Source organism: Pseudomonas sp. Eth.TT006 (assembly GCF_054456575.1).
In genome coordinates this window covers 180,214-196,134 of sequence record NZ_JBTJEN010000001.1, presented here as the reverse complement: position 1 = coordinate 196,134, position 15,921 = coordinate 180,214, and the positions used below count along the sequence as shown (strand labels likewise).

Sequence of the window (15,921 nt, the reverse complement as noted above, 5' to 3'; positions counted from 1 at the left end):
TGTGCAACATGGCGCGCGTGTCTCCACAAACGGGAATTCCCTTTATGAAACGTTTTCTTAGCATCGCCATGGCGTTGTGCATCGGCCTGACGATGAGCCTCGACGCCAACGCCAAGCGCTTCGGTGGTGGCAAAAGCGCCGGCGCCGCGCCGACGCACCAGACCAGCCAGATGGCTCCTTCTTCTCCAGGCATGGGCGGCGCAGCAGCGACCGCGGGTGCTGCCGGCGCTGCCGGTGCCGCGGCCAAGGCCGGTGGCGCGTCGAAATGGCTCGGCCCGCTGGCCGGTATCGCTGCCGGTGGCCTGCTCGCGTCCATGTTCATGGGCGGCGGCTTCCAGGGCATGCAGATTTTCGACATCCTGATCATGGCGGTGATCGCGTTCGTGATCTTCCGCTTCATCGCCGCCCGTCGACGCAAGCAGCAGGAGCATCTGGCTCCAGCCGGTGCGCCAATGCAGCGTGAAGTGTTCGAACAGAAGCCTGCTGCCATGGGTTCGATCTTCGGTGGTTCGGCTGCTCCGGTTGCCGCTCGTCCGGTGATCAACGCACCGGCCTGGTTCAACGAGCAGAACTTCCTGGCCGCTGCTCGTAGCCACTTCCAGGCGCTGCAGCAGCACTGGGACGCCAACGAGATGGACAAGATCGCCGAGTTCGTGACCCCGCAAATGCTCGATTTCCTCAAGCGTGAGCGTGCGGACCTGGGCGACGGCTTCCAGTCGACCTACATCGACAACCTGCAAGTGCAACTGGACGGCGTGGACGATCGCGCGGACAAGACCATCGCCACCCTGACCTTCAGCGGCGTGTCGAAGACCTCGCGTTTCGACCAGGGCGAAGTGTTCAGCGAAAGCTGGAACATGGAACGTCCGCAGGGCGAGAACCAGCCTTGGCTGGTGGCCGGTATCCGTCAGAACGGCTGATCCCTCGGCTTTACGCATGCAGTAATGAAAACCCCGGCCTCGGCCGGGGTTTTCTATTTCACGGTTGCATCTATAGCGCGCTACTGTATAAACCGGCCCATATGAACCGCGCCATTCAAGCAAGAGGATCCCGGACGTGGAAGAAATCATCGAACAACTGCGCGAAGCCAACGAACCCGTACCGGTTCCCCTGGAATTGCCTGACGAAGACCAATTGGTGGAGATCGAGGAAGAACTCTTCATCAATATCCCGTTCGTCTTCAAAGAGTTTCTGCTGACCGTCAGCGACGTGGTGTATGGCAGCCTCGAGCCGGTGACCGTCACCGACCCGCAATCGCACACTTATCTGCCGGAGGTTGCAGCCAACGCCTGGGACGCCGGCGTGCCGCGCGACCTGATTCCGATCTGCCAGGACGGCGACGACTATTACTGCGTCGAAGAAGACGGCACCGTGGTGCTGTGGTCCGGCGAAGAAGAGCTGATCACCGAAGAGTCCTGGGAGTCGGTGTGGCACTGGGCGCGGGACGTCTGGCTGGAAAGCTGATAAACCAGCCGCCCCTGGGCACTCAGTGCCCGGACGACTCCTTGTGATTATCGAGGGTTTCCAGCAGGGCCACCTGCATCCGCGTGTGTACGCGGATAAACCAGCGCCAGAGCAGCGCTGCCACGGCGGCCGCGACCACGGTGATCAGCACCAGCAGCTTGTTGGTCGGTAAGATACTGGCCGACAAGGCTGCCAGCAGCAGGAAGATCACCAGCAGCGAGAGGATCGGGATCACTTCGGAGATCACCCGCCGCACGCGCTGGGTATGCCGCCCGGCCATCTCCGGCTTCACGCCCATCTCCGCCAGCAGCATCGACAGCGCCTTGAGCTTGCGATACGCCGCGATCAGAAACGGCAACGACAGCAGCAGCGCTCCACCCCAGATCAGTGCCTTCTGCCAGCTCGGATCGCCGATCCAGTCCTGCATCCACAGCGACAGCCGCCCGGCAAAGAACGCGCCGCTGAAGAAAATCGCGATCACCAGCGCCAGGTTGACCCCGACCTGCAGCAGGATCCGCCGGATCATCGCCGCCAGCATCGCGCCCTCGCCTTGCGGCTGGATGCTGCGCAGCCATTCGCCATACATCCCTAACACCCGCCCCAAACGCTTGGGCACGGCGGCAGAGAGTTTGATCGACAGCGGATCGGCGGCACGGATCAGGTACGGCGTCAGCAGCGTGGTGATGACCGAAACCGCCACCGCGACTGGATAGAGGAAGTTGCTGGTGACCTGCAGCGTCATGCCGAGCGCGGCAATGATGAAGGAAAATTCGCCAATCTGTGACAGCCCCATTCCCACACGCAGTGAAGTACGTCCGTCGTTGCCGGCGATAAAGGCACCGAGGCCGCAGGACAACATCTTGCCGAGCACCACGGCCACGGTGATTACGGCAATCGGCCACGCGTATTGCAAGAGGATCATCGGGTCGAGCATCAGGCCGATCGCCACGAAGAAGATCGCGCTGAACAGGTCGCGAACCGGCTCGATCAAGCGCTCGATTTTCAGCAATTGCCGCGACTCGGCCATGATCGCGCCGATCAGGAAGGCGCCGAGCACCATGCTGTATTCGAGCTTGACCACCAGCAGGCAGAAACCGAAGCACAGGCCCAGTACGGTGATCAGCAGCATCTCGTTGCTTTCGAATCGGGCGACGTATGCCAGCAAACGCGGCACCAGCAGAATGCCGACCACCAGCGCGACGATCATGAACAGCGACAGCTTGCCGACCGTGGAAAACACTTCGCCGGAACTCACCGTACCGCTGACGGCGATGCTCGACAGCAAGGCGATGATGCCGATGCCGAGGATGTCTTCGACGATCAGCACACCGAAGATCAACTGGGCGAAGCGCTCGTTTTTCATCTTCAGGTCGTTGAGCGCCTTGACGATGATGGTGGTCGAGGAGATGGCCAGGATGGCGCCGAGGAACAGCGAGTCCATGGTATTCCAGTCGAACCAGCGGCCGATCTCGTAGCCGATCCAGATCATCAGCACGATCTCGAGGAACGCCGCGATAAACGCCGTGGCGCCGACCTTGAACAACTTGCGCAGGCTGAACTCCAGCCCGAGGCAGAACATCAGGAAAATCACTCCGAGTTCGGCGAGGGTCTTGATGGTTTGTTCGTCGTGGATCAGGCCGAACGGCGGCGTGTGCGGGCCGATGATGAAACCGGCAACGATGTAGCCGAGCACCACAGGCTGCTTGAAGCGATGAAACAACACGGTGACCACACCTGCGACCAACATGATCACTGCCAGGTCCTGAATAAAGCTGATGGCATGCATGGCGTGGCCTCCTTGTATGACGTGACCCGCCGTCAGCCATCGGAAAGGTCTGAGCGCGCGGGGTAAAAAATCTGCTTTTGGTGTGGGAATTGCCCTTGGAAGCGGGGCTTTTGCAGGTTAACACCGCGACTTCCGGCCGGAAGGCGGTGCAATATAAGGAAACAGATCGGTTCCGGCGTGACGGCACTCAGTTGCCTGGCGTCCCGATAACGGTGCTTTTGAAAAAGCCACCAGGCACCCGCAGAGGTGCTTTCAGCCATCCAGCCTTGATCCGTGAGAACGATATGGAACCCGGAAACGCCCAACTGTCGATGACGGTACTGATGACCCCCGACATGGCCAACTTCTCTGGCAATGTCCACGGCGGTACCCTGCTCAAATATCTCGACGAAGTGGCCTACGCCTGCGCGAGCCGCTATGCCGGCCGCTACGTGGTGACGCTGTCGGTGGATCAGGTGATTTTCCGCGAGCCGATCCATGTCGGCGAACTGGTGACCTTCCTCGCGTCGGTCAACTACACCGGTAACACCTCGATGGAAGTTGGCATCAAAGTGGTCACCGAAAACATCCGCGAACGCTCGGTGCGCCACACCAACAGCTGCTTCTTCACCATGGTCGCGGTGGATGACCAGCGCAAACCGGCTGCCGTGCCGCCGCTGCAACCGCAGAACAGCGAAGACAAGCGTCGCTATATGCAGGCGCAGCAACGCCGGCAGATTCGCCAGGAGCTGGAGAAGCGCTATCAGGAGATCAAGGGCGACGCTTGATCAGACTTTGGATTGATATTGTCTGGTCTATAGCTTTCGCGAGCAAGCCCGCTCCCACATTGGTTTTGTGTACGTCACAGATCCAATGTGGGAGCGGGCTTGCTCGCGAATGGGGCAACTCGGTCTTACAGACTGATCGCCATCGCCTCGAACTTCACCCGCGGATGCGCGATCCGGTCCTGCGCCCGCACCAGTTGCAGCTCATAACTGGCACACGCCTGAGTTTCCAGCAGCACTTCATGCACCGCCGCTGCGGTGAACTCGAACGCCGCTACCAGACTGTCGCCCAGCAGCACGCGCGCCAGAAACAGCCCGGACGTCAGATCGCCCACGCCCACCGGCTGCCGCGGAAATGCCAGCAACGGACGGCGCAGATGCCAGCTTTCGTCGGCGGTCACCAACAACATCTCGAAACCATCCGCCGGCTTGCCCGGGTAATCCAGATGCTTGACCAGTACCGCTTTCGGCCCGCGCGCCAACAGTCCCCGCGCCATCGCCAGGCAGTCGAACAACGACTGTGGCTTGCGCCCGGAAAAGCTGTCCAGCTCGAGCTGGTTCGGACACATGATGTCCGCCACCGCTGCGGCTTCCTCGAGCAGGAAATCGCTGACTTCGGCCGGTACACTGCAGCCTTTCTCCGGATGACCCATTACCGGGTCGCACAGATACAGAGCTTTCGGATTGACCGCCTTGATGCGCGCAACGCCACTGAGAATCGCCCGGCCTTGTGCGGCGCTGCCCAGATAACCAGAGAGCACCGCGTCGCAGTTACCCAGTTCGCCAATCGCGGCAATGCCTTCGACCAGTTCGGGAATCTGCTGCGGCGCCAGCACTTCACCGGCCCACTGGCCGTACTGGGTGTGGTTGGAGAACTGCACGGTGTTGAGCGGCCAGACGTTCACCCCGACCCGCTGCATCGGAAAAACCGCGGCGCTGTTGCCGGCGTGGCCGAAGACCACATGGGACTGAATGGCGAGCAGATGAGGCGTACGTTTCATTCGGGTTATTCCGTAAAACGATTGAAATTCAAGCCGCGCAGTATGCGACGAAACACAGCCTGTACGACAGACCGGCGACGCAGTTAAGCTGACGCTATCTTTTGGAGTTCGATGTTGATGCTGACCCTGGAAAACATCTTCGTGCTGATGCTGTTCGCCGCTGCCGGTGCATGGCTATGGCACAACCACGGCTTGCGCGAGCGGGCGCTGGAGCGGGTCAAGCAGCATTGCCTCAACGTCGGCGTCGAGCTGCTGGACGGTAACGTCGCGTTGAAGAAAATTGGTCTGATCAAGGATGCCAGCGGCCGTCGACGCCTGGCCCGGGTCTACAACTTCGAGTTCACCGTGACCGGCGAAACCCGGCACAACGGCACCATCACCCAGTTTGGCGCGCACAGTGCGCAGATCGAACTGGCGCCCTACCCGGCGCCGTTCGACGACACGCCGCCGGTGGTCGAAGTCACGCGCCCACGGGCCGAAGTGATCGAGCTGAGCCAGTGGCGCCAGGAACACACCAAGTGGAAGCCGTAGGCTAATCCGCCTGAACCCGGCATTGCGCCAGGCCGGCCTGCAACTCGGCAACGTCCTGCGGATCGGCGAAGATCAGCTCGATCCGCGAGTCCCGGCGCCATTCGCTGGGCTGCCAATCGAACTCAGCGTTCTCCAGGACATTGCCCGACACCCAGCCATTGGCACTGTGGATAACCAGTTTGGCCCGCCGCCAATTCAGGGCTTGCAGCCATTCACGCAAACGTTGCTGATCAAACGTCTGTCCCGGATGCCAGCGCCAGCCAATGCTCCAACCGCCCTCTTGCACCTGACTCAGGCAAATCGGTACGGCCGGATCGTTCCAGAGCGCCGGAACCGGTGCCGATCCCTCGGGCACATTCAAGTTATCCACACCCGCTACTGCTTGCGCGGCCACACCCGGCAGCTCACTCAATGACAACTGCGCCTGTTGTGTCCAGACTTGCCTGACTGCAGGCAAGCACTCGGCGATGTTTTGTCGTACCGCGTCATCCAGACTTTCGGCCTTGTTCAGCAACAGCAGACCAGCGCTGGCCAGTGCCTCTTGCTGAGCGACCGGCAAGGTTTTCCCGGCGGCAAGCACCTGTGCGTCCAGCACCAATACGCAGGGCTGCAGCGCGAGTACGCCCAGCCATGGCGCCGCGCTCAACTGCTTGAGCAATTGCGCCGGATGGCCCAGCCCGGACGGCTCGATAAACAGCCGATCGGGCCTGGCTTTACGCAACAATCGGCCAAGGCCGATCTGAAACGGCGCGCCGTTGACGCAACATAAACAGCCCCCGGCGACTTCGCCCAGTGCGATACCATCGCCGTCGCGGGTCAGCAGCGCGGCGTCCAGACCGATCTGACCAAACTCGTTGATCAGCACCGCCCAGCGCTCGCCTGGCGGACGTTGCGCCATCAATTGGCGAATCAGGCTGGTCTTGCCGGCGCCCAAAGGGCCGGCGATGACATGAGTAGGAATGTTCTGCAACATGGCTCGGCGTTTTCTGAGGGGATTGGACATGCGTTGGATGGGATGGTCGTTGCTGTTGATGCTGCTGTCGAGCGAAGCCTTGGCTCAAGCCTGCGTTGTGCACAGCCAGGGCGAGCGGCTCGACGTCAAAGTGTGCCAACAGAACCGCAATATCCCCGAGAAATTGTTCAGCGACGGTTTCTGCCAACCGACCCTGGCCGGGCAAAAGGTCGAGGTGCAGTACGTCGATCAGTGCCCGAGCGGCGCATTCGGCGTGTGCAGCAACGCTCAGGTTGCCAATATGCCGTATCGCCAGGATATCCACTATTACGGTGTCGCCTCCGATGCGGCGTATTTGCAGCCGTACTGCGAGGCCCAAAGTCAGGGCAAATGGCTCAGACCCTGAGCCGTCAGCCGAGCCAGTCAAGGGTAAGCAGCAGCCGTCGTTCGCCCGCTGCCGGTTGCGGCGAGCGATGAATCAGGCCGAAGCCTTCGTTGCCGTGCCACTTCTCGCCTTTCAATAGCGCGACTTCACCGCTTTGCAGTTGCTGGATGCTCGCTGCATCCCGTGGCTCGGCGTTGGCCTGGCCCAATTGCTCGCGATCCATCACCCCTTCCTTGAGCCACTGACTGCCGATTCCCGCGTACGTGGTGATCAAGCGCACCGGCACATGATCGACATGGAAACGCGGGCACATTGCCTTGTCCAGCACGCGCAGACGCAGACCGATGCGGCGCGCACCCAGCAGACAGGAGAAAGCGCTGACAAGCCATTGCAGATCAGCGATAAAGCCTACGTAACCTTCCAAATCACGGAACCCTACGGCGAGTCCGCTGAGCTCAGGTGCGGCGTCTTCATCCGGTAATTCGATGCAGAGCGACTCCGCCAAAGGCTCGTTGAGCGACAGCAGCAACGTTGCAAAATCGGCGATGTGCAGCGGCAGTTGGCGCTGCCAGACCGCGAGATTGACGTCGTCGTCGAGGATTCGCGTCAGGGTTTTCGGCGTCAGTCCCTGATGCTGGTGGCGCAAGCGGTTTTGCTGCAGTCTGAGCGCAAGCATCAGGCGGCCTCGTCGTGCCAGGGGCCGAACGGATCTGGCAGCCTGCGCCAGGCGTCGACTCCGCTGGTCATTTCTTCGTCAGTCAGCAAACAGGCGTCGAGTTCGGCAGTGAGCTGCTGGAAGTCGATGTTCTGCCCAATGAATACCAGTTCCTGACGGCAATCACCGACGCTCTGGGTCCAGTTTTGCATGATCGCCGCTGTGCTTTCCTGATCCTGCGGCCACTGGTTTTTCGGGACGAAACGCCACCAGCGCCCAGCGAAACCGTGACGCATCAGGCCACCGGCCTGCGACCAACTGCCCGCGTCCGTGGCCTTGCTGGCGAGCCAGAAGAAACCTTTGGAGCGCAGCAATTTGCCGTTGGTCCATGGACGGTCGATGAAGGTGTAGAAGCGCTGTGGGTGGAACGGCCGGCGCGCGCGGTAAGCCGTGGAAGCGATGCCGTACTCGGCGGTTTCCGGCACATGTTCACCGCGCAATTCCTGCAACCAACCTGGAGCCTGGGCGGCTTTGTCGAAGTCGAAACGGCCGGTGTTGAGGATTTTTTTCAATGGCACCTCGCCCATCACCATCGGGATAATTTCCGCCTGGGCATTCAGGCGCTTGAGGATTGCCGTAAGTTCGTCACGCTCCTGCTGGCTGATGAGGTCGATTTTGCTGATCAACAGTACGTCGGCGAACTCGATTTGCTCGATCAGCAGGTCGGTGATCGAGCGCTCGTCTTCTTCCCCCAATGTTTCGCCACGGGACGCGAGGCTCTCTGCGGCCTGGTAGTCCAGGAGGAAATTCATGCCGTCGACTACCGTGACCATGGTGTCGAGACGAGCAACGTCGGCGAGGCTTTGGCCTTGCTCATCGCGGAAGGTAAAGGTTTCGGCGACCGGTAGCGGTTCGGAAATGCCGGTGGATTCGATAAGCAGATAATCGAAACGTCCCTCGCGAGCGAGCTTGCTGACTTCTTCCAGCAAGTCCTCGCGTAACGTACAGCAGATGCAGCCGTTGCTCATTTCCACTAGTTTCTCTTCAGCACGATTCAGGCTGACATCACGCTGAACTTCGCTGCCATCAATGTTGATTTCGCTCATATCATTGACGATAACAGCGACGCGCAACTCATCGCGATTACGTAGTACGTAATTTAAAAGTGTACTTTTTCCGGCGCCAAGAAAGCCCGACAGAACGGTCACGGGAAGTGGCGATGACATTGGATAATCCTCATCAGGTTGGGACCGATGGGCGTTTATGCCGAACATTGGCTAAACGCACCGCGTTCTCAGGCTTCAAACCAGCGCTACGGCAGAAGCAGACGCGTTAAATCGGCAAGCTCAGGCTCAATTTGATTTTATGTTATAGTATAACAATGTGGATACGCCAGACCTGCTCTTGCCCAAATCGACAAAGAACATGAAGCTGCGTGCAATTGCCCGTCGAGAACCATGATGAAGTCAGCCTTGAAATGCTCTTTGTTCAACCTTGCTTTGTTGACGGCCGACGCTTTGGGACAAATACCACTGCTCGCCAACTGCACACAAAGCGCCAATCTGCTGGCTTGTGTCGATGCGCAAGGCAATGCCTACAGCGTGAACACCGTGGGTAGCACGATCTACCTGCGCGGCTTCGAAAGGGACGGCAAACGCTACTGGGCGCAAACCAACAGCCGTTTCGGTCAATTGACGTTCTTCACCGGGATTGCTTCGGACGGGGAAGCCTGGGTTGGCTACACTCGCCGAGTCGGCTGGACCACGATCAATCGCTTCTCCAGCTCGGGAGGTAGCAGCGCTAAATTCACCTGCAGCCGGATCACTGGCTGTTAAACCTGCGCTTTTTGCTGCTCCTGCTGCCAAGCGATGTAGCTGTCAACGGGTGGGCTCTTCTGAAAGTAGCGCTGCAATCCTTCGAACAAACCGTCAGCGATCGCTTGCTGATGGCGGGCCGTCACCAAACGCTGGCTGTCACGCGCGTTTGAAATGAAGCCGGTTTCCACCAGAATCGACGGCACATCTGGCGACTTCAACACAGCGAATCCCGCCTGTTCCACGCGCTTCTGGTGCAGCGTGGTGATGCCTTGCAGACTACCCAGCACGGTGCTGCCGAGTTGCAAGCTCGCGGCGATGGTGGCATTCATCGACATGTCGAGGATTACGCCGGCGAGCATCGGATCCTTGTCCTTGAGATTGAGCAGACTGGTGGCGCCAAGCAGATCGGCGCCGTTCTCGCGCTGCGCCATGAAGCGCGCTGTCGCCGATGTTGCGCCGCCTTCTGACAGGCAATACACCGATGCGCCTGACGCGGTCAGACGTGGCGCGGCATCGGCGTGCACCGAGATGAACATGTCAGCCTTGTGCTGGCGGGCGATATCCACACGCTTGCGCAGAGGCACGAAAAAGTCGTCATTGCGCACCAGTTTTACGTCGAAGCCTTTTTCCTTTTTCAGGCGTTTGGCGAGCAACTGGGCGATCGAGAGCACCACATCTTTTTCCCGCTCACCCTTGGCACCGACCGCGCCGGGGTCTTTGCCACCATGTCCGGGGTCGACCACGACGATGATGTCGCGTTTGGCATGAGGCTTATTCGTGGGTGTTTCACGTGGAACCATTGCCGTATTTGATATCTGTTTGGCATTTACCAGATCCAGAACCAAGCGGTGTCCCTGACCATCCTGAGGTGTCAAAAGAAAGCTGTTCAACCGCACCGGATTGTTCAGATCAAGAACGATGCGGGTATCACCCTGACCATAGTGCCCGGAGCGGATAGAGCGAATGGCCGTATCGGCCAGCGTTAACTGACTGAAATCACCACTCAAGTTCGTCCCGGACAGATCAATGATCAATCGCTCCGGTGCGCTTAGAGTGAACGTTTTGTAGCGCACCGGGCCGCTTAAATCGAAGACCAATCGCAGCTTTTCATCCGAACGCCAGAGCCGCGCATTGCGCACTTGAGTAGCGGATGCGCCGAAGGGCAAAGCTAAAGCTGCGCTGGCCAGAAACAAACTGAGCAAATGGCGTCTGTGCATATGAAAACCCGTTCATAAAAAAGCATCGTGATTCGAATTGTTATAATGTAACATTCAATTCAATCAACACGATGATCTCGAACATGAATTCGCTGACACTTCCGGATATCGCCACCCAAGCCGCTCGCCAAGCACTTCCGCTTGAGTGGGTGGGAATGCGCGGCATTGCCTTGCCGGTTTTACTGGACGGACAACGCTTGAACGCGAAGGCTGATGCGGGCGTCAGTCTGGACGATGGCGAGGCGCGCGGTATTCACATGTCACGCTTATATTTGGCTCTGGAACCGCTTGAACGAAAGAACCTGTCGCCACAGGCTTTGCGTCAGGTATTGGATGCCTTTCTGGATAGCCACGAAGGTTTATCCAGCAACGCCTATCTGAACATCCACAGCGAAGCGCTGCTGAAAAGGCCGGCATTGATCAGCCCACTGTCCGGCTGGAAGAGCTACCCAGTGAGTATTTCTGCCAGCCTGGAAAACGCAGTGTTCCACGTGGAACTGAAAATCGATGTGCCCTACTCCTCAACTTGTCCATGTTCAGCAGCATTAGCCCGGCAGTTGATCCAGCAGCAATTCATTGATGACTTTGCCAACCAGCCATTGCAGCACGCCGAAGTTTTGGCCTGGCTTGGATCAACCCAAGGCATTGTCGCAACCCCGCACAGCCAACGCAGTGCCGCCCAACTGCATATCCATCTGGAAGAGTTCATCGACGAACTGCCCCTGAGCGTGATCATCAACGACGCCGAAGCCGCGCTCGGCACCGCCGTACAAACCGCGGTGAAACGCGCCGACGAACAAGCCTTCGCGCTGGCCAATGGGCAGAACCTGATGTTCTGCGAAGATGCCGCGCGGCGGCTCAATCTGGCTCTGCGTCGCACTCCTGGCGTCAGCGGCTTCCGCTTGCGGGTGATCCATGCCGAAAGCCTGCACGCCCACGATGCAGTTGCCGAAAGTCACTGGCATCGGGAGCGCGCATGATTCGCTGCCAAACCCTGAGCTGGGGTGCTCAAGGCCAACCGCTGACCTCACCACTGACTGTCACGCTGGAAAGCGGCAGCCTGAGCGCCATCATCGGCGCCAACGGCTGCGGTAAAAGCAGTCTGCTAAAAGTCATCGCTGGCTTGCAGAAACCCTTATCCGGAAAAGTTGAGCTAGGTGTGCCACGCCAGGGTGGATTGTCGTTCCTGCCACAACAGCAACACCTCGACCGCCAATTCCCCATCAGCCTGGAAGAACTGGTAGCCGCCGGTTTTTGGGGGCGTCGATTGTCGAAACAACTGCGCGCGCAACGCCTGAGCAACGCACTCGATAACTGGCACTTGAGCGGACTGGAAAAACGCCCGCTGATGGCCCTCTCCGGCGGAGAACTACAACGCGCACTGCTCGCCCGTTTGAGTCTGGCGGACGCGCCGTTACTGCTCCTCGACGAACCCCACGCCGCTCTCGATGAATTGGGCCAGCAGTTGCTCTGGCAGCATATCCACGCCTGGCACGCCGAAGGGCGAACAATACTGGTGGTCTGCCACGACCTCGCCGCCGTCCGCCAACACATCCCGCAGACACTGTTGATCAAAAACCGTGAATGCACGTTCGGCGCCAGCGCCGAACTCATCAAGCAAACACCTGACACGCAGGTGGCCTGATGCTCACCCTCACCCACCTTTGGCAACCGTTCACCGAGTTCGTGTTTATGCGCCGGGCGCTGCTCGGCGGATTGGTATTAGCCTGCAGTACCGCCCCACTCGGGGTGTTCCTGATCCTGCGGCGCATGAGCCTGATCGGCGACGCCGTCGCCCACGGCATCCTGCCCGGTGCGGCACTGGGCTTCTGGTTCGCCGGCCTGAGTCTGCCGGCGTTAACGCTGGGTGGTCTGGGCGCCGGACTGAGCATGGCCGGCCTGGCCGCGTGGATCACCCGCCGCACCGGTCTGCGTGAAGACGCCAGCCTCGCCGCGATCTATCCGATCTCGCTCGCAAGTGGTGTGTTGATCCTCGGCATCGCCGGTAAACGTTTAGACCTGCTGCACCTGTTGTTCGGCTCGGCATTGGCGGTCGACGGCCCTACGCTTCACGGCATGTTATGGGTCTCGGCAATCAGTCTGATCGCCATGGCAGTGATCTACAAACCGCTGCTGCTCGACACCCTCGACCCTTTATTCCTGCAAACCGTCAGCCGCCTCGGTCCCCTCGCCCACGGCGTATTCCTGACCCTCGTTGTGCTCAATCTGGTGATCGGCTTCCAGGCCATCGGTGCGTTGATGGTGGTCGGCCTGATGATGTTGCCGGCGGCGGCAGCGCGCTTCTGGAGCCGACGCCTGCCGCTGCTGATCACCATTGCGGCGATCATCGGCTGTCTGTCGGTGTGGCTCGGATTATTGCTGTCTTTTGACTACTCGCTGCCCAGCGGCCCGGCCATCGTGCTGGTCGCCGGTGCCGGCTATTTGCTGTCGGTGGTGTTTGGACCGGTCCACGGTCTGCTGCGCCGCCCTCCTTCGCTCACGTCCCGATGAGGTGTTTTCCGATGCGCGTTTTACTCGTGCTGTTCAGCTTGCTGCTGTCGATGTCGTTGTCGGCGGCGGAAAAATTGCCGGTGGTCACCAGCTTCAGCATTCTCGCCGACATGGTGCATCAGGTAGGGGGCGAGCATGTGCAGATCACCAACCTGGTCGGTCCGGATGCCGACGCACACACTTATGAGCCAACCCCGGACGACGCCAAGGCGCTGCTCAAGGCCAAACTTATCTTCAAGAACGGCCTCGGTTTCGAGCCGTGGCTTGATCGCCTGGTGACCAGTACCGGCACCCAAACTCCGCTCATCAGTGCCAGCCACGGTGTGATTCCACGCTCGCTGGATGAAGACGGCGAGACGATTCCCGACCCCCATGCCTGGCACAACCTGGCCAACGCCGAGCTGTACGTCGCCAACATCACCAAGGCTTTAATCACAGCCGATCCGGCGAACACGGCCGACTACCAGCACAACAGCCAGACATACCGGAAGCAGATTTACGCCCTGCTCGCAGAGGCCAAGACCAAGCTCGGCTCACTGCCGCCGGGCAATCGCAAGATCGTCACCAGCCACGATGCCTTCGGTTATCTCGGCCAGGCCTACGGGATCGACTTCCTGGCCCCGCAAGGATTGTCCACCGAGCGAGAACCGTCGGCCGCCGAAGTCGCAGCACTGATAACCCAGATCCGTCAGGCCAAGGTCAAAGCGGTGTTCATGGAAAACATCAAGGACGCGCGCCTGCTCAAGCAGATTGCAGAGGAAAGCGGCGCGCACATTGGTGGCACGCTGTACTCCGATGCCCTCGCCGCCAGTGGCCCGGCCAGCAGTTTCGCCGGCCTGTTCGAATACAACCTCAACACCCTTTACAACGCACTGAGCCAACCATGATCCGCAAAAATCCTTCAGGCGATTTGCCGCAAATTGCCGAGTCGGCCTACGTCGACAAAACCGCGATCATCTGCGGCAAGGTGATCATTGGCGAGAACGTGTTCGTCGGCCCCTACGCTGTGATTCGCGCGGACGAGGTAGACGCGGCAGGTTCAATGGAGCCAATCATTATCGGCGCCAATTCGAACATCCAGGACGGCGTAGTGATCCACTCAAAATCCGGTGCCGCCGTAACCATCGGTGAATTCACCTCGATCGCTCACCGTTCGATCGTGCATGGACCGTGCGTGGTCGGCGACCGCGTGTTCATCGGCTTCAACAGCGTACTGTTCAATTGCATGGTCGGTGACGGCTGCGTGGTGCGCCACAACTCGGTGGTCGATGGCCGCGATTTGCCCGACGCGTTCTACGTACCCTCCACCACCCGCATCGGTCCCAATACCGACCTCACGCAATTCCCGCCGGTGAGTGTCAGCGCCTCGGAATTTTCCGAAGACGTGGCGCGCACCAACGTCGATCTGGTGCGCGGCTACAAAGCCTTGCAGAACGAGTTTTGAACCATGAGCAGCGTGCTGATTCGCAATGCCAGACTGGTCAACGAAGGTCGCGAGTTCGACGGTGATCTGTTGGTCAGCCATGGCCGCATCGTCAAGATCGCGCGCAGCATCGACGGCGAAAATGCCCGCGTGGAAATCGACGCCCGGGGGCAGTGGCTGTTGCCGGGCATGATCGACGACCAGGTGCATTTTCGCGAGCCGGGCGCGCCGGCCAAGGGGAGTATTTATACCGAGTCACGAGCAGCGGTGGCCGGCGGCATTACCAGTTTCATGGACATGCCCAACACTCAGCCGGCCACCCTCACCCTCGAAGCATTGGCCGATAAAAAGCGCCGCGCAGCAATTAATTCGGTGGCCAACTATGGCTTCCACTTCGGCGTGAGTCAGGACAATCTCGACACCGTCGCCGCGCTCAATCCCAGTGAAGTGGCCGGGGTCAAAGTGTTCATGGGGGCGTCCACCGGCAACATGCTGGTGGATGATCCGCAGATACTTGAGCGCCTGTTCGCCGAAGTGCCGACGATTCTATTGGCGCACTGCGAACACACGCCGAGCATCGAGGCCAACGCTGGCCGTTTACACGAACACTTTGGTGAACACCTGCCAGCCAATATCCATGCGCTGATTCGTGATGCCGAAGCCTGCTACCGCTCCTCTTCCCTGGCCGTGGAACTGGCGAAACGGCACGGCACCCGCCTGCATGTCTTGCACCTGACCACCGCCCGCGAGCTGGCGTTGTTCGAGGACAAGCCGCTCGCACAAAAACACATCAGCGCCGAAGTTTGTCTGCATCACCTGCTGTTAGATGACCGCGACTATCCAGCCCTGGGCAATCTGATCAAATGCAATCCGGCGATCAAGACCCAAACCGACCGCGATGCCCTGCGCGCGGCGTTGCTGAGCAATCGACTGGATGTGATCGGCAGCGATCACGCCCCGCACACCTGGGCGGAAAAACAGCGCCCGTATGCCGAGGCGCCTTCGGGTTTGCCGCTTATACAGCAGGCATTGCCGGCGCTGCTGGAACTGGTGGCGGATGGCGTGCTGCCGATCACCACACTCGTGGCGAAGACCAGCCACCGGGTGGCGGATCTGTTTGCGATTCCGGATCGGGGTTATTTGCGTGAAGGGTATTGGGCGGATCTGGTGTTGGTGGAACCAGCGGCGCTGGAGGTGGCTCGGCAACCGATTCTGTCGCAGTGCGGCTGGAGCCCGTTTGCCGGCAGGACTTTCCGGTATCGGGTGAATACCACGCTGGTGTCGGGACAGATTGCCTGGCATGAACAGCGTGTTAACGAGGGATGTCAGGGGCTGCCGCTGCGGTTTATGCGCTGATCATCAAAACGCTTTCGCGAGCTCACTCCCACAGGGAAATGCATTCCAATGGTGGGAGC

Annotated in this window: 18 protein-coding genes; 12 read left to right on the top strand and 6 right to left on the bottom strand. The window is 59.8% G+C overall.

The window, feature by feature from the left end; all coding sequences use genetic code 11:
- Nucleotides 1-44 precede the first annotated feature (44 nt).
- Both ACXR0M_RS00945 and ACXR0M_RS00940 read left to right on the top strand, forming a co-directional pair.
- Complete coding sequence (locus ACXR0M_RS00945) at nucleotides 45-920, top strand: Tim44 domain-containing protein (protein ID WP_458829085.1); 876 nt, start codon at nucleotides 45-47, stop codon at nucleotides 918-920.
- Nucleotides 921-1,056: 136 nt separating this feature from the next.
- The gene (locus ACXR0M_RS00940) at nucleotides 1,057-1,464 is read left to right on the top strand and encodes an SMI1/KNR4 family protein (protein ID WP_217894406.1); all 408 of its coding nucleotides are present in this window, start codon (nucleotides 1,057-1,059) and stop codon (nucleotides 1,462-1,464) included.
- 22 nt (nucleotides 1,465-1,486) lie between these two features.
- Here ACXR0M_RS00940 and ACXR0M_RS00935 read toward each other — a convergent pair whose 3' ends face one another.
- Nucleotides 1,487-3,250: a cation:proton antiporter gene (locus ACXR0M_RS00935; RefSeq protein ID WP_458829082.1), complete on the bottom strand. Its 1,764-nt coding sequence runs from the start codon at nucleotides 3,248-3,250 to the stop codon at nucleotides 1,487-1,489.
- Nucleotides 3,251-3,534: 284 nt separating this feature from the next.
- On the opposite strand from ACXR0M_RS00935, the gene ACXR0M_RS00930 reads away from it, so the two are divergent.
- Entirely contained in the window at nucleotides 3,535-4,017 is a 483-nt protein-coding gene (locus ACXR0M_RS00930) for an acyl-CoA thioesterase (RefSeq protein WP_003229693.1), read from the top strand.
- Between the two features lie 125 nt (nucleotides 4,018-4,142).
- Here ACXR0M_RS00930 and pdxY read toward each other — a convergent pair whose 3' ends face one another.
- Nucleotides 4,143-5,015 carry a pyridoxal kinase PdxY gene (gene pdxY / locus ACXR0M_RS00925; RefSeq protein WP_458829080.1) on the bottom strand — a complete coding sequence of 291 codons (873 nt, stop codon included), beginning with the start codon at nucleotides 5,013-5,015 and terminating at the stop codon, nucleotides 4,143-4,145.
- A gap of 117 nt (nucleotides 5,016-5,132) precedes the next feature.
- Here pdxY and ACXR0M_RS00920 point away from each other — a divergent pair, with 117 nt between their 5' ends.
- Entirely contained in the window at nucleotides 5,133-5,546 is a 414-nt protein-coding gene (locus ACXR0M_RS00920; protein WP_166495178.1) for a DUF3301 domain-containing protein, read from the top strand.
- A 1-nt stretch (nucleotide 5,547) separates the two neighbouring features.
- On the opposite strand, the gene ACXR0M_RS00915 is transcribed toward ACXR0M_RS00920, so the two are convergent.
- Nucleotides 5,548-6,519, bottom strand: a complete 972-nt coding sequence (locus tag ACXR0M_RS00915; protein ID WP_458829078.1) for a CobW family GTP-binding protein — start codon at nucleotides 6,517-6,519, stop codon at nucleotides 5,548-5,550.
- A gap of 28 nt (nucleotides 6,520-6,547) precedes the next feature.
- Between ACXR0M_RS00915 and ACXR0M_RS00910 the strand changes: the two genes are divergently transcribed.
- Complete coding sequence (locus tag ACXR0M_RS00910; protein WP_458829076.1) at nucleotides 6,548-6,904, top strand: NADH:ubiquinone oxidoreductase; 357 nt, start codon at nucleotides 6,548-6,550, stop codon at nucleotides 6,902-6,904.
- Between the two features lie 4 nt (nucleotides 6,905-6,908).
- Here the strand turns inward: ACXR0M_RS00910 and ACXR0M_RS00905 are convergent, their stop codons facing one another.
- Together ACXR0M_RS00905 and zigA are read right to left on the bottom strand one after the other, a co-directional pair.
- Nucleotides 6,909-7,559 carry a DUF1826 domain-containing protein gene (locus tag ACXR0M_RS00905; RefSeq protein ID WP_458829074.1) on the bottom strand — a complete coding sequence of 217 codons (651 nt, stop codon included), beginning with the start codon at nucleotides 7,557-7,559 and terminating at the stop codon, nucleotides 6,909-6,911.
- Entirely contained in the window at nucleotides 7,559-8,764 is a 1,206-nt protein-coding gene (gene zigA / locus ACXR0M_RS00900; protein ID WP_458829072.1) for a zinc metallochaperone GTPase ZigA, read from the bottom strand. Before zigA ends, ACXR0M_RS00905 begins: the two co-directional genes overlap by 1 nt.
- Nucleotides 8,765-8,998: 234 nt before the next feature.
- Here zigA and ACXR0M_RS00895 point away from each other — a divergent pair, with 234 nt between their 5' ends.
- A complete protein-coding gene (locus ACXR0M_RS00895) occupies nucleotides 8,999-9,373 on the top strand; it encodes a glutamine synthetase (protein WP_458829834.1) in 375 nt (124 codons plus the stop codon).
- Here ACXR0M_RS00895 and ACXR0M_RS00890 read toward each other — a convergent pair.
- Nucleotides 9,370-10,572 (bottom strand): N-acetylmuramoyl-L-alanine amidase, encoded by a 1,203-nt coding sequence (locus ACXR0M_RS00890; protein ID WP_458829070.1) that lies wholly within the window; start codon nucleotides 10,570-10,572, stop codon nucleotides 9,370-9,372. The genes ACXR0M_RS00895 and ACXR0M_RS00890 overlap by 4 nt on opposite strands.
- Before the next feature lie 83 nt (nucleotides 10,573-10,655).
- Between ACXR0M_RS00890 and folE2 the strand changes: the two genes are divergently transcribed.
- The 6 genes from folE2 to ACXR0M_RS00860 are packed head-to-tail and all read left to right on the top strand — an operon-like array spanning nucleotide 10,656 to nucleotide 15,862.
- Complete coding sequence (gene folE2 / locus ACXR0M_RS00885; RefSeq protein WP_458829068.1) at nucleotides 10,656-11,552, top strand: GTP cyclohydrolase FolE2; 897 nt, start codon at nucleotides 10,656-10,658, stop codon at nucleotides 11,550-11,552.
- Nucleotides 11,549-12,217: a metal ABC transporter ATP-binding protein gene (locus ACXR0M_RS00880; RefSeq protein WP_458829066.1), complete on the top strand. Its 669-nt coding sequence runs from the start codon at nucleotides 11,549-11,551 to the stop codon at nucleotides 12,215-12,217. Before folE2 ends, ACXR0M_RS00880 begins: the two co-directional genes overlap by 4 nt.
- Nucleotides 12,217-13,083: a metal ABC transporter permease gene (locus ACXR0M_RS00875; RefSeq protein WP_458829064.1), complete on the top strand. Its 867-nt coding sequence runs from the start codon at nucleotides 12,217-12,219 to the stop codon at nucleotides 13,081-13,083. Before ACXR0M_RS00880 ends, ACXR0M_RS00875 begins: the two co-directional genes overlap by 1 nt.
- Before the next feature lie 11 nt (nucleotides 13,084-13,094).
- Complete coding sequence (locus ACXR0M_RS00870) at nucleotides 13,095-13,970, top strand: metal ABC transporter substrate-binding protein (protein ID WP_458829062.1); 876 nt, start codon at nucleotides 13,095-13,097, stop codon at nucleotides 13,968-13,970.
- Nucleotides 13,967-14,527, top strand: coding sequence for a gamma carbonic anhydrase family protein (locus ACXR0M_RS00865; RefSeq protein WP_458829061.1), 561 nt, complete (start codon nucleotides 13,967-13,969; stop codon nucleotides 14,525-14,527). The genes ACXR0M_RS00870 and ACXR0M_RS00865 overlap by 4 nt, the downstream gene beginning before the upstream one ends.
- A 3-nt stretch (nucleotides 14,528-14,530) precedes the next feature.
- The gene (locus tag ACXR0M_RS00860) at nucleotides 14,531-15,862 is read left to right on the top strand and encodes a dihydroorotase (protein ID WP_458829059.1); all 1,332 of its coding nucleotides are present in this window, start codon (nucleotides 14,531-14,533) and stop codon (nucleotides 15,860-15,862) included.
- Nucleotides 15,863-15,921: the final 59 nt, after the last annotated feature.

Excerpts from the sequence above, each read along its gene's own strand:
- ACXR0M_RS00945 (WP_458829085.1), top strand. The coding sequence starts at position 45 with ATGAAACGTTTTCTTAGCATCGCCATGGCGTTGTGCATCGGCCTGACG.
- ACXR0M_RS00935 (WP_458829082.1), bottom strand. The coding sequence starts at position 3,250 with ATGCATGCCATCAGCTTTATTCAGGACCTGGCAGTGATCATGTTGGTC.
- ACXR0M_RS00930 (WP_003229693.1), top strand. The coding sequence starts at position 3,535 with ATGGAACCCGGAAACGCCCAACTGTCGATGACGGTACTGATGACCCCC.
- pdxY (WP_458829080.1), bottom strand. The coding sequence starts at position 5,015 with ATGAAACGTACGCCTCATCTGCTCGCCATTCAGTCCCATGTGGTCTTC.
- ACXR0M_RS00920 (WP_166495178.1), top strand. The coding sequence starts at position 5,133 with ATGCTGACCCTGGAAAACATCTTCGTGCTGATGCTGTTCGCCGCTGCC.
- ACXR0M_RS00915 (WP_458829078.1), bottom strand. The coding sequence starts at position 6,519 with ATGTTGCAGAACATTCCTACTCATGTCATCGCCGGCCCTTTGGGCGCC.
- ACXR0M_RS00910 (WP_458829076.1), top strand. The coding sequence starts at position 6,548 with ATGCGTTGGATGGGATGGTCGTTGCTGTTGATGCTGCTGTCGAGCGAA.
- ACXR0M_RS00905 (WP_458829074.1), bottom strand. The coding sequence starts at position 7,559 with ATGCTTGCGCTCAGACTGCAGCAAAACCGCTTGCGCCACCAGCATCAG.
- zigA (WP_458829072.1), bottom strand. The coding sequence starts at position 8,764 with ATGTCATCGCCACTTCCCGTGACCGTTCTGTCGGGCTTTCTTGGCGCC.
- ACXR0M_RS00895 (WP_458829834.1), top strand. The coding sequence starts at position 8,999 with ATGAAGTCAGCCTTGAAATGCTCTTTGTTCAACCTTGCTTTGTTGACG.
- ACXR0M_RS00890 (WP_458829070.1), bottom strand. The coding sequence starts at position 10,572 with ATGCACAGACGCCATTTGCTCAGTTTGTTTCTGGCCAGCGCAGCTTTA.
- folE2 (WP_458829068.1), top strand. The coding sequence starts at position 10,656 with ATGAATTCGCTGACACTTCCGGATATCGCCACCCAAGCCGCTCGCCAA.
- ACXR0M_RS00880 (WP_458829066.1), top strand. The coding sequence starts at position 11,549 with ATGATTCGCTGCCAAACCCTGAGCTGGGGTGCTCAAGGCCAACCGCTG.
- ACXR0M_RS00875 (WP_458829064.1), top strand. The coding sequence starts at position 12,217 with ATGCTCACCCTCACCCACCTTTGGCAACCGTTCACCGAGTTCGTGTTT.
- ACXR0M_RS00870 (WP_458829062.1), top strand. The coding sequence starts at position 13,095 with ATGCGCGTTTTACTCGTGCTGTTCAGCTTGCTGCTGTCGATGTCGTTG.
- ACXR0M_RS00865 (WP_458829061.1), top strand. The coding sequence starts at position 13,967 with ATGATCCGCAAAAATCCTTCAGGCGATTTGCCGCAAATTGCCGAGTCG.
- ACXR0M_RS00860 (WP_458829059.1), top strand. The coding sequence starts at position 14,531 with ATGAGCAGCGTGCTGATTCGCAATGCCAGACTGGTCAACGAAGGTCGC.